This window comes from Flavobacterium phragmitis (assembly GCF_900112575.1).
Taxonomy (GTDB): Bacteria; Bacteroidota; Bacteroidia; order Flavobacteriales; family Flavobacteriaceae; genus Flavobacterium; species Flavobacterium phragmitis.
In genome coordinates this window covers 67,576-83,664 of the sequence record NZ_FOMH01000019.1, presented here as the reverse complement: position 1 = coordinate 83,664, position 16,089 = coordinate 67,576, and the positions used below count along the sequence as shown (strand labels likewise).

Below are 16,089 nucleotides of genomic sequence, written 5' to 3'. Positions count from 1 at the left end.
TATTTGTTGCTTGCTGTTTTTTACTAAAAGTGTAAATCTCAAATACTAATGAAAGAAATCGTACACAAAAAATTAAATCAATTACAGGCAACTGCGATTTGTGGGAATGATATTAGTTCTTCCTGTCTGTATGTTTCGGCTTTAACAATCTTGTATGCCGGGCAATATGCATGGATTTCATTGCTTATTGTTGCTGTTGTATTATTTCTTTTCAGAAAAATTTATGGAGAAGTTGTAGGCGCAATTCCATTAAATGGAGGCGCCTACAATGTTCTATTAAATACTTCTACTAAACGATTGGCTTCTTTAGCCGCTACCCTGACAGTCTTGTCTTATATGGCAACAGCAGTTATTTCAGCCTCAGAAGGAATGCATTATTTGCATGGAATATTTGAAGGACTCAATGTCACAATTGCGACTGTTGTTGTCTTAGTTTTATTTACTGGCTTGGCTATTCTAGGAATAGGAGAATCAGCATTTGTGGCCGTTATAATTTTCCTGACACATATTGGTACATTAAGTTTGTTAGTTTTAGCTTCAGTTTGGTTTGTTCTGACTCATGGTTTAGGAACTTTTCATATTAATTGGCACACTCCTATTGCCTATGAAAGTATTAAAACAGCACTTTTTCTAGGATTCTCAGCGGCGATGTTGGGGATTTCAGGTTTTGAAAGTTCTGCCAATTTTGTTGAAGAGCAAGAACAGGGTGTCTTCCCAAAAACACTTCGAAACATGTGGGGGATTGTGAGTTTCTTCAATCCTGTTATTGCAATATTGCTAATCAGTGTAATTCCGTTAACAGAAGTTGGAGAAAACAAAGAATCTCTTTTAGCACATTTAGGACAAACTACCGGCGGAGCCTGGCTTGCCTGGCTGATTTCTATTGATGCCGTTATGGTACTCTGTGGAGCAGTTTTAACTTCATTTGTTGGTGTTTCCGGACTTTTAAACCGAATGACTTTGGACAGAATTCTCCCAAATTATTTCCTAAAAACAAATAAAAGAGGTGCACATTATAGAATTGTCATCAGTTTTTTAATCCTTTGCATTTCTGTGCTTTTTGCTACAAGCGGTCATCTAGAATCTTTAGCAGGAGTATATACCTTCTCGTTTTTAGCCGTTATGGCTCTATTTGGAATCGGTAATTTACTTTTAAAGTACAAACGCAGTAAGCTGCCAAGACCAGAACGAGCTCGAGGTATTGCTGTTACTGCTGCTGTAAGTTTTGTTATTGCTGCTTTTATTGGTAACATGGAACTCAACATTAATTCGTTCTATACTTTTCTCCAATATATGATTCCTGCTTTGATATTTATCGGAATCATGTTGAATCGTGTTATGCTCATTCGATTACTAATTGAAGCTTTAGAATATTTCTATCAGCCGCTTAGAAAAATGGTAATTATAAGTAATCGATATTTGCAGAATTTAAGTTCACAAATTAATTCACAGGAATTTGTCTTTTTTACAAAAGGCGACGATATTACAATTTTGAACAAAGTCCTACAATATGTTGAAGATAATGAAACCACTAAGAAGCTAAAAATTGTTCATGTCAAAAACGACTCAACTAATAATGAAGCACTTAAAAAAGATCTAGAAGTCTTAGATCGCGCCTATGACGGACTTGATATAGAATATTTAGAGATTCAAGGTGTTTTCGGTCCAGAAATAATCGACGAGCTTTCCCAAAAATGGAAAATTCCTAAAAACTTTATGTTTATCGGTTCGCCAGGAAATAAATTTTCTTATCGTGTTTCTGACCTTGGAGGAGTACGTTTGATTATGTGATTTTTGAGGAGCAGAAATATTCTTGTTTTAAATAACGTCAAGTCCCGCTATCCGTTGCAATCTTTTACTTTTTAAAGAAAAAAGTAAAAGGATTTCCACTTCTATCGGGGCTAAATTAGAAGCTTTCATTTTCCTAAGAAACTATAAACCCGACAGGTTTTAAAAACCTGTCGGGTTTATCATATTGAATATCTATAAAAAATCTTTGCTCCTAATAACCATTGGGATTGTGGTCAAGAAACTAAGATTTAAACCAGCTTTCCACTAACTCGTCTTCAAATGAAGTAGCGTTTTTATGAATAAATTCATTTCTGTTTTTATCATAAGAATAATCCAAAGCCCATTCTTTATGATTTGCCGCCAATTCTTTAATACTTTGACAAACAAAAGCAATCTCTTTATCTGTAGTTGTTGGATGAATCGACATTCTAATCCATCCCGGTTTTTTTATTAAATCACCAATTGTAATTTCGTTAACTAATTTATTGGAAGTCTCTTGATCAACATGTAATAAGTAATGGCCATAAGTTCCTGCACAGCTGCATCCGCCTCTAGTCTGGATTCCGAAACGATCATTTAGGATTTTTACTCCTAAATTAAAGTGCAGATCATCTATGAAAAACGAAATTACCCCAAGACGTTCTTTATGTTGTCCAGCTAAAATCTTGATATTTTCAATAGGCTCTAATTCACTAAAAACATAATCAACGATTTCATGTTCTCGATGCATAATGTTTTCGATTCCCATTTCTTCCTTAAGTTCAATCGCTAAAGCTGTTTTAATAACCTGAAGAAAACCAGGAGTTCCACCATCTTCACGATCTTCAATGTTATCAATGTATTTGTGTTCACCCCAAGGATTTGTCCAGCTTACAGTTCCACCTCCAGGACAATCTGGAATCATATTATTGTATAATTTTTTATTGAAAATTAATACGCCAGAAGTTCCAGGACCTCCTAAAAATTTATGTGGAGACATGAAAACCGCATCCAAATATGCTTCCGGATCAGCAGGATGCATATCTACTTCTACGTAAGGACCAGAACAAGCAAAATCCACAAAACAAACACCATTGTATTGGTGCATTAATTTTGCAGCTTCATGAAAAGGAGTTCTTAATCCCGTAACATTAGAACAAGCTGTAATTGAAGCAATTTTAATCGTTCTGTCGCTGTATTTTTCTAATAAAGTTTCAAGATTTTCTAAATTGAAAAGTCCTTTTTCGCAAGACGGAATAATTTCAACATCAGCAATAGTTTCCAGCCATGAAGTCTGATTAGAATGATGCTCCATATGCGAAATAAAAACAATTGGTTTCTTTTCTGCTGGAACATTGGTGAAACTTTTCAAATTCTCAGGAACTTTTAGACCTAAAATTCTCTGAAATTTATTGATAACTCCAGTCATTCCCGTTCCATCTGTAATCAGGACATCATCATTATTTGCATTCGCATGACGTTTAATAATATGTCTGGCATGATGATAGGCTTTTGTCATCGCAGTACCAGAAACAGTAGTTTCAGTATGTGTATTGGCTACAAAAGGACCAAAATGATTTAATAATTTTTCTTCAATAGGGCGATATAATCTTCCGCTGGCAGTCCAGTCAGTATAAACGATTGTTTTTCTGCCATAAGGTGACGTAAATTCCTGATTTATACCGACAATATTCTGTCTAAATTCCTGAAAATAAGTTTCAAGGGTGATGGTACTATTTTTGCTATTCATTAGTTGTGTCTTGTGTTTGACTGCAAATATATCGTTTTTTTACAAAATTGCGAATTTATCAATAACAAACTTCAAACATTACATTCCTATCGTGTATATTTAGTTAAAAGGACTATTTTTTAATAAATTATCATAATATCCTATCGAATTAATAGGTAATAAACAAACAGAAAGTATTATTTATGGGAAATTTATCAGTAGCTACCTTTGGTGGTGGTTGTTTTTGGTGTATTGAAGCTGTAATTCAGCGTTTAAAGGGAATAGAATCAATAAAATCAGGTTATTCAGATGGATTTATAAAAAATCCTGCTTATCGAGAAGTTTGCACTGGCAGAACTGGACATGCAGAGGTTATCCAAGTTACTTTTAATCCTGACATAATTTCATATCATGACTTAATTTTTATCTTTATGACAAGTCATGATCCAACAACTTTAAATCGTCAGGGAGGAGATAGCGGGACGCAATATCGTTCTATCATCTTATATCATAATGAGGAACAAAAAGAAGTTGCGGAAAAAGTATTTGAAGAAGTACAGCCAGCCTATGCAGACCCAATTGTAACGCAATTGAAACCTTTTGAAGTGTTTTACGAAGCAGAAGATTATCATCAAAATTATTATAATGAAAATCAAGAAGCTGGATATTGCCAAGTAGTAATTGATCCGAAAATTCAAAAACTAAAAAAAATGTACGCTGATATGTTAGTGTATTAATTTTTAGGTTAGCCACAGATTATAAAGATTAAAGGGATATTTTGATGGCCACGAATTTTCACTAATTTTTTAGTTGAGTTTATAAAAAAAATAATTCGCGAAAATTCGTGTAATTCGTGGCAAAAAAAAACTTTATAATCTGTGGTAAAATAAAAAAGCAAAATGAAAAATTTAAAAATAAACAATAGATTTACAGCAGAGTTACCAGCGGATCCTGAATTAAAAAATGAAATTCGTCAGGTAAAAAACACTTTGTTTTCGTATGTAAATCCAGCAAAACCTTCTAATCCTGAACTAATACATGCTTCCGAAGAAGTTGTTGCATTAGTCGGAATATCAAAAGAGGAAATTCATTCAGACGAATTCCTAAATGTATTTTCAGGAAAAGATATTTTGCCAAAAACACAACCGTATGCTATGTGTTACGCTGGACATCAGTTTGGAAACTGGGCTGGACAGCTTGGCGACGGTCGTGCCATTAATCTAACTGAAGTTGAAAACAATAATCAATTTTACACATTGCAATTAAAAGGTGCAGGAAAAACGCCTTATTCCAGAACAGCCGATGGATTGGCCGTTTTACGTTCTTCTATCAGAGAATATCTTTGTGCCGAAGCCATGCATTATTTAGGAGTTCCCACTACCCGATCGCTTTCTTTGATTCTTTCTGGAGATCAAGTGTTGCGAGACATTTTATATAACGGAAATCCAGCTTATGAAAAAGGAGCTGTGGTTTGTCGTGTGGCTCCATCATTTATTCGTTTTGGAAGTTTTGAAATGTTAACGGCCAGAAATGAACTTAAAAACCTTAAGCAGTTTGTAGAATATACCATCAAACATTACTTTCCAGAAATTAAAGGCAAGCCAAAAGAACAATATATTCAGTTCTTCCAAAAAGTGACAGATACAACCCGTGGAATGATTCTGCACTGGCAAAGAGTTGGTTTTGTTCACGGAGTTATGAATACGGATAATATGTCAATTCACGGAATTACGATTGATTATGGTCCGTATGGCTGGTTGGAAAATTATGATCCGGATTGGACTCCTAATACAACAGACAGTCAAAACAGAAGATACCGTTTCGGAAATCAACCTCAGGTTGCGCAATGGAATTTATTTCAATTGGCAAATGCACTCTATCCTCTTGTTAATGAAGCTGCGCCTTTGGAAAAGATTCTAGATTCGTTTATAATTGATTTTGAAGAAGACTACAAAATTATGTTTTTAAATAAATTAGGAATATTTACTTCAAGTGATACTGACGATAAAATTGTAAAAGGTCTAGAAGAAATTTTACAATTATCAGAAACTGATATGACTATATTTTTCAGAAATCTTAGTCAGATCAAGAAAGAGGATTCTGTAGAACAAGCATTCGAAAAGATTGAGTATGCATTCTATTTCCCAATGGAAATAAAAGATAAAATTCTAGATGCATGGCAGAAATGGCTTTCTGTTTATCTAAAGAGATTGAAGATTGAAACACTTTCTGATGAAGAACGTGCTTTAAAAATGAATCAAATAAATCCAAAATATGTGCTTAGAAATTATATGGCACAATTGGCTATAGATGCGGCTGACAAGGGAGATTATTCTTTAGTGGATGAATTATTCCATCTTTTGAAAAATCCTTATGACGAACAGCCAGAATCTGAAAAATGGTTCGCGAAACGTCCAGATTGGGCAAGAACAAAAGTTGGTTGCTCCATGCTTTCTTGCAGTTCTTAATTTTTTTCGCCACGAAATCACGAATGATTTTTTGACAATCTATAAGAGTAAAAATTTGTGAATTCGTGGCGGAAAAACTATTTAGAAGTAATGTAATCCACAATCATGCTAGCGTGGATTCTTGAATTTTCTATAAACCATTTGTGCGTCTGCATACCGCCACAGACTACACCAGCCAAAAATAAACCTTTAACATTGGTTTCCATCGTTTCTGGATTGTAAACTGGAATTTTCAATTCATCATTTGAAAGATGGATCCCCATTTTTTCCAGAAAATTCAAATCTGGTTTATATCCCGTTAAGGCTAAAACAAAGTCATTCTCAATTGTAATTTTACCATTTGACGTTTCAATTTCAACTTCATTTTCGCGTATTTCAGTAATATTGGATTGAAAATAAGCTTTAATACTTCCTTCTTCGATACGGTTTTCTATGTCTGGTTTTACCCAATATTTTACACGGCTGTTGATTTCGTTTTTACGAATCACCATTGTAACTTCTGCTCCTTTTCTCCAGCATTCCAATGCAGCGTCTACAGAAGAATTATTGGCTCCAACAACCAAAACTTTTCGAAATGCATACTCATGTGCTTCTTTATAATAATGACGGACTTTAGGCAGATTTTCTCCTAAAACATTCATTTCAATCGGAATATCATAAAAACCGGTTGCAATGATGACATTTTTAGATTGATACTTTTGTTTGTCTGTTTTTATTTGGAAAATACTATTGTTATCTTTCTTTACATCAATAACTTTTTCAAAAAGATTAATATTGAATTTAAAGTAACGATGTATATTTCTATAGTATTCTAAAGCTTCCTGACGCCCAGGTTTTGGTGCAAGACAATTAAATGGAATGTCTCCAATTTCTAATCTTTCTGCTGTTGAGAAAAAGGTCATATAAAGCGGATAGTTAAAAATACTATTTACGATTGCGCCCTTTTCTATAATTAAATATTTCAGATTTTTCTTTTCGGCTTCAATGGCGCAGGCAAGTCCAATTGGTCCTCCGCCTACTATTATAAGGTCGTATATTGCTTCTGTCATTTTATTTCTCCCAGTCTTTAAAAGGATTCTTACTCAAAAAAGCGTTGTAATATCTTTCGTCATTGGTCACTTCTTCTCCAAGCCAATCCGGTTTTTCAAAAGATTCTGTTTCAGAACTCAATTCTATTTCTGCCATGACTAAACCTTTGTTTTCTCCGTAAAATTCATCAACTTCATAAACATGATTTCCTGATTTTATTTCGTAACGTGTTTTTTCAATTTTGCCTTTCTCACACAATTTTAATAGTTCTGTAGCTTCATCCAGCGGAATTTCATTTTCCCACTCAAAACGAGACATGCCACCACTTTGGCTTATTCCTTTGATAGTAATAAACCCTTTATTTCCTTTAATTCTAACTCTAACGGTTCGTTCTGGAACAGAACTTAGATATCCTTGAGCAATTTTATTTTGAGTAAAAGCTTGATTCTTGAAGTCGTCAGATTTGACAAGAAATTTTCTTTCTATTTCGACCATTTTAAAACGTAAATTATTTTGATGCAAGTTACTCATTTTAATCAAGTCCGAAAAAAGATAAAAAATGAAAAATATGTTAATTTGAATATTCAACTTCAAATTAAAAACATTAAAATAACTGATTATTAATATATTACGTGTTATTTTTTTAGTTAAATTTGATAGAATCTTAACTTCATCATCTATGTCTAAAAAAGCACTTTATCTATTAGGCATTGCAATAACCATTATTTTAGGTACCTTTTTATATCTGAAATTCTGCTGCAACTGCTCTGAGAAAATTACAACGGATGATACTCCAAAAACAGTTTCAACACCTGTACAGGAGCCAAATTTTGTTCCGTTTGTATTAAACGGCCCTGGAATTGAATATCAGACACATGATAACCTCAAGTTCCTTAAAAACAGCGCAACTTTAATAATACCTGTCAGTGATTCTGTCATCAATGGTATTCAGAAATTAAAGACATTCCTGGTTTCAAACCCTCAGCAAAAAGTAACGATAACGGGCTACGCAACATCAGATGAAACAAATTCTACTACTTTTGAGAATTTGGGTCTGGCGAGAGCCAACGAAGTCAAAAATTATTTTGTCTCTGAAGGATTATCAGAAAAACAATTCAGCACCAAAGGAGAAATTATAGACAAATGGAAAATGACCGCTGACACACTTCTAGGCCCAGCAAATTATGCCTTTGACACTATAGATTCTACTTCCACAAGTGCAGCAACTGATGAATGGACTGCTTTAAAAGATAAAATTAATGCAGATCCGTTAATTCTTCATTTTAACACCAATCAGTCTAAAGAAACTTTAACGACTCTTGAAAAACAAAAAGTTGCTGATATTGTAAAATATACCGAACATGTAAAAGAGGCTGTTGTTTTAGCTGTAGGTCATTCTGATAATGTTGGAAACCGTGATTCAAACATTGTTTTAGGACAAAAAAGAGCGGTATTTTCTAAAAATTATCTTTCTAAAAATGGTATTGATGCCACAAGGATTGAAACACAATCCAAAGGCCCAGATGAACCAATTGGAGATAATAATACTTCTGAAGGAAAGGCATCAAACAGAAGAACCGTAATTACTATTAAATAATTAATCAAAACATACGATCATGAATATACCTTGTATCTTAATACCTGTGCTAGTGGGATTAATCTGTGGAATTTTAGGTTACTTACTAGGAAAAATGAATTCGAAAAATGATGATTCTCTTGCATTGTCGCTTCAGGCTGATTTGGATGCGTGTAAAGCTAATACACGAAATCTAAATGCGAGAATTTCTACGTTAGAAGCTGATTTAGCTGCTGCAAAAACTAATCCGGCACCACAATCATTTACAGCAACTGCTCCAACTATAATACCATTTAACACCGAATTGGCGACAACTGTTCTTGGCAAAAAAATAAAGGAAAATGACTTGAAAATAGTTGAAGGAATCGGGCCAAAAATAGAAGCTTTATTCAATGACGCTGGAATAAAAACGTGGTATGATCTTTCTCAGGCTTCAACAGAAAAACTACAGTCTATTCTAGATGCTGGAGGAGAAAATTACGCCATTCATAATCCGAGTACTTGGGCAAGACAAGCTCTAATGGCTTATCAGGGAAAATGGCAGGAATTGAAAGACTGGCAGGATAGTCTTTTAGGTGGAAAAGAATAATTTTTTTAAGGTTCATTGAGGCAAAGTGACAAAGTGACAAAGGTTTTAGATTTTTGCTGTTGATGCTTTATCTTCTTTACTTTTTCACTTTGTTACTTTGTTACTTTGTTACTTTGTTACTTTGTTACTTTGTCACTTAAAAAAAAAAATCTTTTTGCCATTCTTTTTCGAAATTATACCAAAGTTGTCCATTTCTAACTTCTAAGGGACAATCTATATTATTTATATATAAAGCTCCAGTTCCTAAACCTTGTGGCATTTCTGAGTTTTGAAGAAAAGTCCATTGTGCGATGGCATTTAAACCGATATTACTTTCTAGAGCAGAAGTAATCCACCAGCCAATATTATACTTTTCTGCAAGTGTAATCCATTCTTGTGTTCCTCTGAAACCTCCGATAAAACTTGGCTTTAAAATAATATACTGGGGTTTTATTTCCTTCAATAGTTTTTCTTTTTCTTCAAATGAAAAAACGCCAATAAGCTCTTCGTCTAAAGCAATTGGAAATGGTGTTTCTTTACAAAGTTTTTCCATTTCTCTTATATTGCCTTTTTTGATTGGCTGTTCAATGCTATGTAGATGAAATTGATTCAATTGATTTAGTTTATCTAAAGCTTCACTTATTGAAAAAGCGCCATTTGCATCTACTCGAATTTCTATTTCTTCTGGCGAAAAATGACTTCTTATAAACGCTAATAATTCCAATTCTTTTTGAAAATCTATTGCTCCAATTTTAAGTTTTATACAATTGAAACCAGCAGCTAATTTATCTTCAATCTGCTGTTTCATGAAATCAGATTCTCCCATCCAAACCAGGCCATTTATGTTGATTGAACTTACATTTTTAGTAAAATCTGATGGAAGTAAAAGATATGGATTTTCACTTTTTAAGGATAAAAAAGCCATTTCAATTCCAAACTGGATTGACGGAAATTCTAATAAAGCTTCCCAAAGTACTTCTTCTCCTAAATGGATATTATCACAGGCCCATTTTAGTTTTTCTTCATAATCTTCTCGATCATCTGCGCTTAATCCACGAAGAATGCCACACTCACCTATTCCTTTTCTGTCGTTTTCTTCCAAGATTATAAACCAGGTTTCTTTTTCGGTCATAATGCCTCTTGAAGTTCCGGATGGTCTTTTAAACTGTAATAAATATTTTTGATAAGATGCGTTCATTTTTTTAGATGCTAAGATACTAAGGTACTGAGATGCTAAGTTTTATTAAACCGACTTTAAAAAGCAACTTTATATCTAAGAAACTTAATTGTATAATTTTAAGATTTTTTCAAAATCTTTTGAAGGTAAACCTGCTTTTTCAAAAGTCTCAAAATCAAGTTTTGTTTTCTCAATCCAGCTTAAGCTGTCTGTAACGTTCTGAGTTTGGTATTTTTTGTAAATGGCTTTAGCTGCGCTGTAATCATTGCTTACTAAATAAGTATGCGCCAAATTTAATTTTACCAATAACTCTGTATCGTCCAATTTTTCTCCGTCTTGAAGTGCTTTTAAAGCCTTTGCATATTGTTTAGTCAAAATATAACAATAGCCCAAAGAACTATAATCTAAATCGGTTGCTTTTCCTTCGTTAACGATAGTATTTAATTTAGGAATTGCTTCATTGTATTTTTGTGATTTGATTAAAGAAGAAGCTTGTTTTCTTAAATCATTAAAGACGTTTTTAGAAATGTCAGCATCTTTATAGCAAGCATTTCCAAAATCTTTGTAAACTTTTGTTTTTTCAACAGCCAATAATTTCTGAAACTCATCATAACGATATTGTTTCATAATTTTATTTAAAATGCAGACACAAAAATCATCTGAATTGGCCATTTTTTGTGCCATTGTAGAAGTTTTACATAAACTTATGATTTCGTTTTTATTGTCTTTATTCCAGCCTCGGTTCAGCTTAGTATCAACCCAGGGTACAACTTCTAAAACTACTTTCTGACTTAAAATCCAATTTTTACTTTCAAAACCAAACCAGATGGTACTGATATTTTCTTTTAAACAAGATGATTTACCAACAGATAAACGTTTAGCATCTTTACTTACAGGTTCAGCTTGAGAATAACAAGCATCACTGATTTTGCCATCTGCAACGTATTTTTTTGCATTTTCATTCGAAGTAAATATCGAATAAGTGCATTCGTCGTCTCCGGAAATTTTAGACATCAAAAAAACTGCTCCTGCAGATCCCTGACTCACTCCTGTTGGATCCGGAATAGCTTTTAGTAATGAAACCAAACTATTTGTCAGTTCCTGATTTTTATCTAAAAGTGTAATTCGGTAAACAATTTCTGTAGTTCCAACTGGAAGATCTTCTGTTGCAATAGAAATTCTATCGCGCGCTGGAACCAAAATCTCTTTTGTAGTTGCTCGCTCTTTATCCCAATAACCGTCTTTTTGAGAAAAAGCGTTATAAGAAATTACAATAAAAAGAGCTAATAATAATTTTTTGAAAGTTGAATTTTGTGAGGATGCTTTAATTGCCACAGATTTCACAGATTAAAATGATTTTTTATTTTAAAAACTCCAGTACTTCAATAACATAGATTGTGCCAAATAACAATTTCTCTTTGCCTTTAAAAGATATAGCCGAATCAAGAATTATCTCCTTTTTTCGGCTATACTTACAATATTTATAATTCAATAGATTCACCAATTTCTAAAAGCATTAAATCTTTTCCTTTATCAAAAAATTTACGAATAGATTCTTCATGATTGATTTCGATATAACCGAAAGTGTCAAAGTGATATCCAAGAATTTTGTCACAATCTACAAAATCTGAAGCGATAATAGCATCTTCAACATCCATTGTAAAATTGTCACCAATTGGAAGAATTACTAAATCTAATTCTGTACGAAGCGGAATCAATTTCATATCGTAGGTCAAAGCCGTATCTCCAGCGATGTAAATGTTTTTATGCTCGCCTTCAATTACAAATCCGCCAGGGTTTCCTCCGTAAGTTCCGTCAGGAAAACTGCTGGAATGAATTGCGTTTACATATTTTACTTTTCCGAAATCAAATTTCCAGCTTCCGCCATGATTCATTGGATGTGAATTAAAACCTTTGCCTCCATAGTAAGTTGCAATTTCTGCATTAGAAACAATTACTGCATTGGTATTTTTTGCGATAGTCTCAACGTCTAAAACATGGTCACCATGTGCATGTGTAACCAAGATATAATCTGCTTTTAGCGAATTGATGTCAATTCCTGAGGCTTTAGGATTTCCAGTAATAAATGGATCCACGATAATATTTTTTCCTCCTACTTCAATTCCTAAAGAAGCATGTCCGTAATATGTAATTTTCATTTTTTGTATAATTTAAAAGTTAAAGGCTTTTTATCTTCCGCCCAAAAACAGGTTTACAATAATGTCTGAAATCAATGAAATCATACAAACCGTTAATAGGATTGAAAGTAAAAATGTACTCAATGCCAGTTTTTTTAATTCTGGATCTAATTGTTTAGGATCATGATTTTTATAAACTGTAATTAAATGTTTAGTTAAAGGGATATAAGCCAATATAAACAAATATTGATCAAAGTTATAATCACTTAAAATAGCAAAAATCACAACCAAAAGCATCGCCGTAACAATTAAAGTATAATGATAAACTTTTGCATTTGCAGCGCCAATTTGTACTACAATCGTATTTTTTCCTGCTTTTTTATCTGATTCCTGATCGCGCATATTATTTAAATTCAAAACCCCAACACTCAATAATCCAATTGAAATGGCCGGAAGAATTAAAAGCGGATCAACCTCTTTCGCGTATAAAAAATTCACTCCTAGAGTACTTACCAATCCAAAGAAAATGAATACAAATACATCTCCAAATCCTCTGTAGCCATAAGCAGAATTTCCTACAGTATATTTAATTGCAGCAAAAATCGCTGCAATTCCCAACAATAAAAATAAGATTGAATAACCAAAATTATCTTTACCAAAAGCAAAATAAATCAAGATTATGGCAGACAATAAAGTTAGTAAAGAAGTAATTATAATGGCTTTTTTCATGGCCTGAGGCGTAATAACACCGCTCTGAATAGCACGCTGTGGCCCTACTCGATCTGCGTTATCGGTACCCTTTACTCCATCCCCGTAATCATTGGCAAAATTGGATAATACCTGTAAACCTAACGTTGTTAAAAGTGCGAAACCAAAAATTTTCCAGCTAAATACTTCAGTGGGCGTATTAATTGTTTCTGTTGGATTTGATAAAGCATAAATACTTCCAACGATAATTCCAGAAACTGATAAAGGCAATGTGCGCAATCTTGCGGCTTCAATCCAATGTTTCATATTGTAATTTTAGATTTTAGAATGTAGATTTTAGATTATTTATGTTCTGATTAAAAATGGATAGACTGAAAATCTAATAGCTAAAAATCAGAAATCTAAAATTATTTACGGTAACCATTTATTTTCTCCGAAATTTGGTTTTCTTTTTTCTAAGAAAGCATTTCTTCCTTCTTTTGCTTCTTCTGTCATATAAGCCAAACGAGTTGCTTCTCCAGCAAAAACCTGTTGTCCAACCATTCCGTCGTCTGTTAAGTTCATGGCAAATTTTAGCATTTTAATGGAAGTTGGTGATTTTTGAAGGATTTCCTGTGCCCATTCGTATGCAGTCGCTTCCAACTCATCGTGAGGAATCACAGCATTTACCATTCCCATTTCAAAAGCTTCTTGTGCAGAATAATTTCTACCTAAGAAAAAGATTTCACGAGCTTTTTTCTGACCTACCATTTTTGCTAAATATGCAGATCCGTAACCACCGTCAAAACTAGTTACATCGGCATCAGTTTGTTTGAAAATAGCGTGTTCTTTACTTGCAAGAGTCATATCGCAAACTACGTGCAAGCTATGTCCACCTCCAACTGCCCATCCTGGTACAACAGCAATTACCACTTTAGGCATAAAGCGAATTAAACGCTGTACTTCTAGTATATTTAAACGGTGCTGTCCATCTTCACCAACATAACCTTGATGTCCGCGTGCGTTCTGATCTCCACCGCTGCAGAAAGAATAAATTCCGTCTTTTGTCGAAGGTCCTTCAGCAGAAAGCAAAACTACTCCAATTGAAGTGTCTTCTTGTGCATCATAAAAAGCTTGGTATAATTCTGAAGTAGTTTTTGGGCGGAATGCATTTCTAACATTTGGTCTGTTAAAGGCGATTCTTGCTACTCCGTTACATTTCTTATAGGTTATATCTTCAAATTCTCTGGCTGTAATCCAATCCATTTTGATTTTTTTGTTTAAATAATTATACGGTAAAAATAAGGCATTTTTACAATTTTACCTACTCAATTTAGGTTAAGTCTTATCGAAATCGATACGCAATGTTAACAATTAGTATTTACTTACAAAAAATAACATTTTTTAACATTAGTTTAGAAAAATAATAATTAATTTTACACCCTAGAAATCAATGAGATACATTTTGTTTCAATGATTTCAGATTGATTTTCTTTCACTGATTTATTAACCTAAAAAATGATTTTTTTGAGAAAATTTAAAAAATTTGTCGCTCATTTTTTAAGGGTTTTAATTAACAGACCTCAAATTAAAGAGCAAATGATTTATGTGTTTGTCGAAACTTCAAGAAGAAAAAAGTAACACCTAAGGTTAAAAGTTAGAATTGTATATAATTAGTATATAAATGATAACGAAAAAGGAAAAAGTACTAATTCAGACTTTCTAAAAGTTATTTTATAAACCAATGGAGGAGCCGTGAAATTATCTTTTTGCTTTTAAGATATTTGCATTAATTGTTTAAAAGACATACCGTCAATGGGATAATCTCTAAAATACGTAAAGCTATTATTCTGAGATGGATTCGAATTATTTTATTTCTGTTTTTTTTTAATTACAATTTTTTTTAAAACTAGAATAAAAAGCGAAAGGCTGCTTGTAATGAGCAGCCTTTCGTGTTATATAAACTCTGTAATTTCAAAAAAACAAATTCCAAATTCCAAGCTCTGATTGAATTATAGTAAAATTGGAATTTAATTAATCAAGTAAATTCCGTCTTCTTTAATTTCAATAAGTCTTTCTTTATATAAAGTACCAATTGCTTTTTTAAATGATTTTTTACTCATTTTTAAAACGGTTTTGATATCTTCTGGATGCGAATTATCGTTTAATCTCAAGAATCCTCTGCTTGCTCTTAATTCACTTAAAATTTTCTCTGCATTAGGTTCTATGCTTTCAAATCCTTGCGCTTGAAGTGCTACGTCTATTTTATTATCAGGGCGAATGTTTTTGATATAGCCACGCAATCTTTGCCCTGTTCTAATCGAATCATCGTACACTTCGTCTTTATATAAAAGACCTTTGTGACGCTCGTTTATAATTACATTGATTCCCATATCAGTAATATGAGATACAATTAAATCCACTTCCTCGCCTTTTTCTACCGTCAAATCATCGTTGCTTAAGAACTGATTGGTTTTACTAGATGCAACTAAACGATTGGTTTGTTTGTCCATGTATAAATAAACCAAATAGCGTTTGCCTTTTTCCATCGGACGGGCTTGTTCTTTGAATGGAACGAGAATATCTTTTTCCATTCCCCAATCCATAAAAGCACCAACATTATTGATGTAATTGACACGCAAAAGCGCAAATTCATTCAATAAAATATAAGGAACCAAAGTTGTTGCAACTGGACGCTGTTCGTGATCCAGATAAACAAAAACAATTAATTCTTCTCCTATTTCAAACTCTTTTGGAACATATTTGTTTGGTAATAAAACATCGTGAACACCTTCGGGATCATTTTCAGGATTGCCTAAAAACAAACCAACTTTGGTATCACGTAATATTGTAAGAGTATTGTATTTTCCTATTTCCAGCATTTTTTTAATATTCTAAGTTGATTAAACAACTAAGTTTTGTCGCGCAAAGGTACGAAGTTTGAAAA

At 33.1% G+C, this 16,089-nt stretch carries 14 protein-coding genes; 5 read left to right on the top strand and 9 right to left on the bottom strand.

The features are described from left to right. Positions 1–48 precede the first annotated feature (48 nt). Complete coding sequence (locus BM289_RS24515) at positions 49–1,791, top strand: APC family permease (RefSeq protein WP_091499029.1); 1,743 nt, start codon at positions 49–51, stop codon at positions 1,789–1,791. Between the two features lie 241 nt (positions 1,792–2,032). Here the strand turns inward: BM289_RS24515 and BM289_RS24510 are convergent, their stop codons facing one another. Further along, positions 2,033–3,520 (bottom strand): aminotransferase class V-fold PLP-dependent enzyme, encoded by a 1,488-nt coding sequence (locus BM289_RS24510; RefSeq protein ID WP_091499021.1) that lies wholly within the window; start codon positions 3,518–3,520, stop codon positions 2,033–2,035. A gap of 182 nt (positions 3,521–3,702) precedes the next feature. Here BM289_RS24510 and msrA point away from each other — a divergent pair, with 182 nt between their 5' ends. Then, positions 3,703–4,236 carry a peptide-methionine (S)-S-oxide reductase MsrA gene (msrA, locus tag BM289_RS24505; protein ID WP_091499017.1) on the top strand — a complete coding sequence of 178 codons (534 nt, stop codon included), beginning with the start codon at positions 3,703–3,705 and terminating at the stop codon, positions 4,234–4,236. A 162-nt stretch (positions 4,237–4,398) separates the two neighbouring features. Next, a complete protein-coding gene (locus tag BM289_RS24500; RefSeq protein WP_091499016.1) occupies positions 4,399–5,967 on the top strand; it encodes a protein adenylyltransferase SelO in 1,569 nt (522 codons plus the stop codon). Positions 5,968–6,044: 77 nt separating this feature from the next. Here BM289_RS24500 and BM289_RS24495 read toward each other — a convergent pair whose 3' ends face one another. Both BM289_RS24495 and BM289_RS24490 read right to left on the bottom strand, forming a co-directional pair. Then, positions 6,045–7,016: a YpdA family putative bacillithiol disulfide reductase gene (locus BM289_RS24495; protein WP_091499015.1), complete on the bottom strand. Its 972-nt coding sequence runs from the start codon at positions 7,014–7,016 to the stop codon at positions 6,045–6,047. A 1-nt stretch (position 7,017) separates the two neighbouring features. Beyond that, the gene (locus BM289_RS24490) at positions 7,018–7,491 is read right to left on the bottom strand and encodes a CYTH domain-containing protein (protein ID WP_091499068.1); all 474 of its coding nucleotides are present in this window, start codon (positions 7,489–7,491) and stop codon (positions 7,018–7,020) included. A 184-nt stretch (positions 7,492–7,675) separates the two neighbouring features. Between BM289_RS24490 and BM289_RS24485 the strand changes: the two genes are divergently transcribed. Next, positions 7,676–8,593: an OmpA family protein gene (locus BM289_RS24485; protein WP_091499014.1), complete on the top strand. Its 918-nt coding sequence runs from the start codon at positions 7,676–7,678 to the stop codon at positions 8,591–8,593. 19 nt (positions 8,594–8,612) lie between these two features. Further along, on the top strand, positions 8,613–9,161 hold the full coding sequence (locus BM289_RS24480) for a hypothetical protein (protein WP_091499009.1): 549 nt from the start codon (positions 8,613–8,615) through the stop codon (positions 9,159–9,161). A 136-nt stretch (positions 9,162–9,297) separates the two neighbouring features. Here the strand turns inward: BM289_RS24480 and BM289_RS24475 are convergent, their stop codons facing one another. From BM289_RS24475 to BM289_RS24450, 6 genes are all read right to left on the bottom strand, one after another. Beyond that, positions 9,298–10,338, bottom strand: a complete 1,041-nt coding sequence (locus BM289_RS24475) for an o-succinylbenzoate synthase (protein WP_091498999.1) — start codon at positions 10,336–10,338, stop codon at positions 9,298–9,300. An 84-nt stretch (positions 10,339–10,422) separates the two neighbouring features. After that, the gene (locus BM289_RS24470) at positions 10,423–11,652 is read right to left on the bottom strand and encodes a tetratricopeptide repeat protein (protein WP_394332986.1); all 1,230 of its coding nucleotides are present in this window, start codon (positions 11,650–11,652) and stop codon (positions 10,423–10,425) included. Positions 11,653–11,798: 146 nt separating this feature from the next. Then, the gene (locus tag BM289_RS24465) at positions 11,799–12,476 is read right to left on the bottom strand and encodes a metal-dependent hydrolase (protein ID WP_091498995.1); all 678 of its coding nucleotides are present in this window, start codon (positions 12,474–12,476) and stop codon (positions 11,799–11,801) included. A gap of 30 nt (positions 12,477–12,506) precedes the next feature. Next, positions 12,507–13,469 (bottom strand): 1,4-dihydroxy-2-naphthoate octaprenyltransferase, encoded by a 963-nt coding sequence (gene menA, locus BM289_RS24460; RefSeq protein ID WP_091498992.1) that lies wholly within the window; start codon positions 13,467–13,469, stop codon positions 12,507–12,509. Between the two features lie 105 nt (positions 13,470–13,574). Then, positions 13,575–14,408, bottom strand: a complete 834-nt coding sequence (locus BM289_RS24455) for a 1,4-dihydroxy-2-naphthoyl-CoA synthase (RefSeq protein WP_091498989.1) — start codon at positions 14,406–14,408, stop codon at positions 13,575–13,577. Positions 14,409–15,172: 764 nt separating this feature from the next. Then, a complete protein-coding gene (locus BM289_RS24450; RefSeq protein ID WP_091498986.1) occupies positions 15,173–16,024 on the bottom strand; it encodes a CvfB family protein in 852 nt (283 codons plus the stop codon). Positions 16,025–16,089 lie beyond the last annotated feature (65 nt).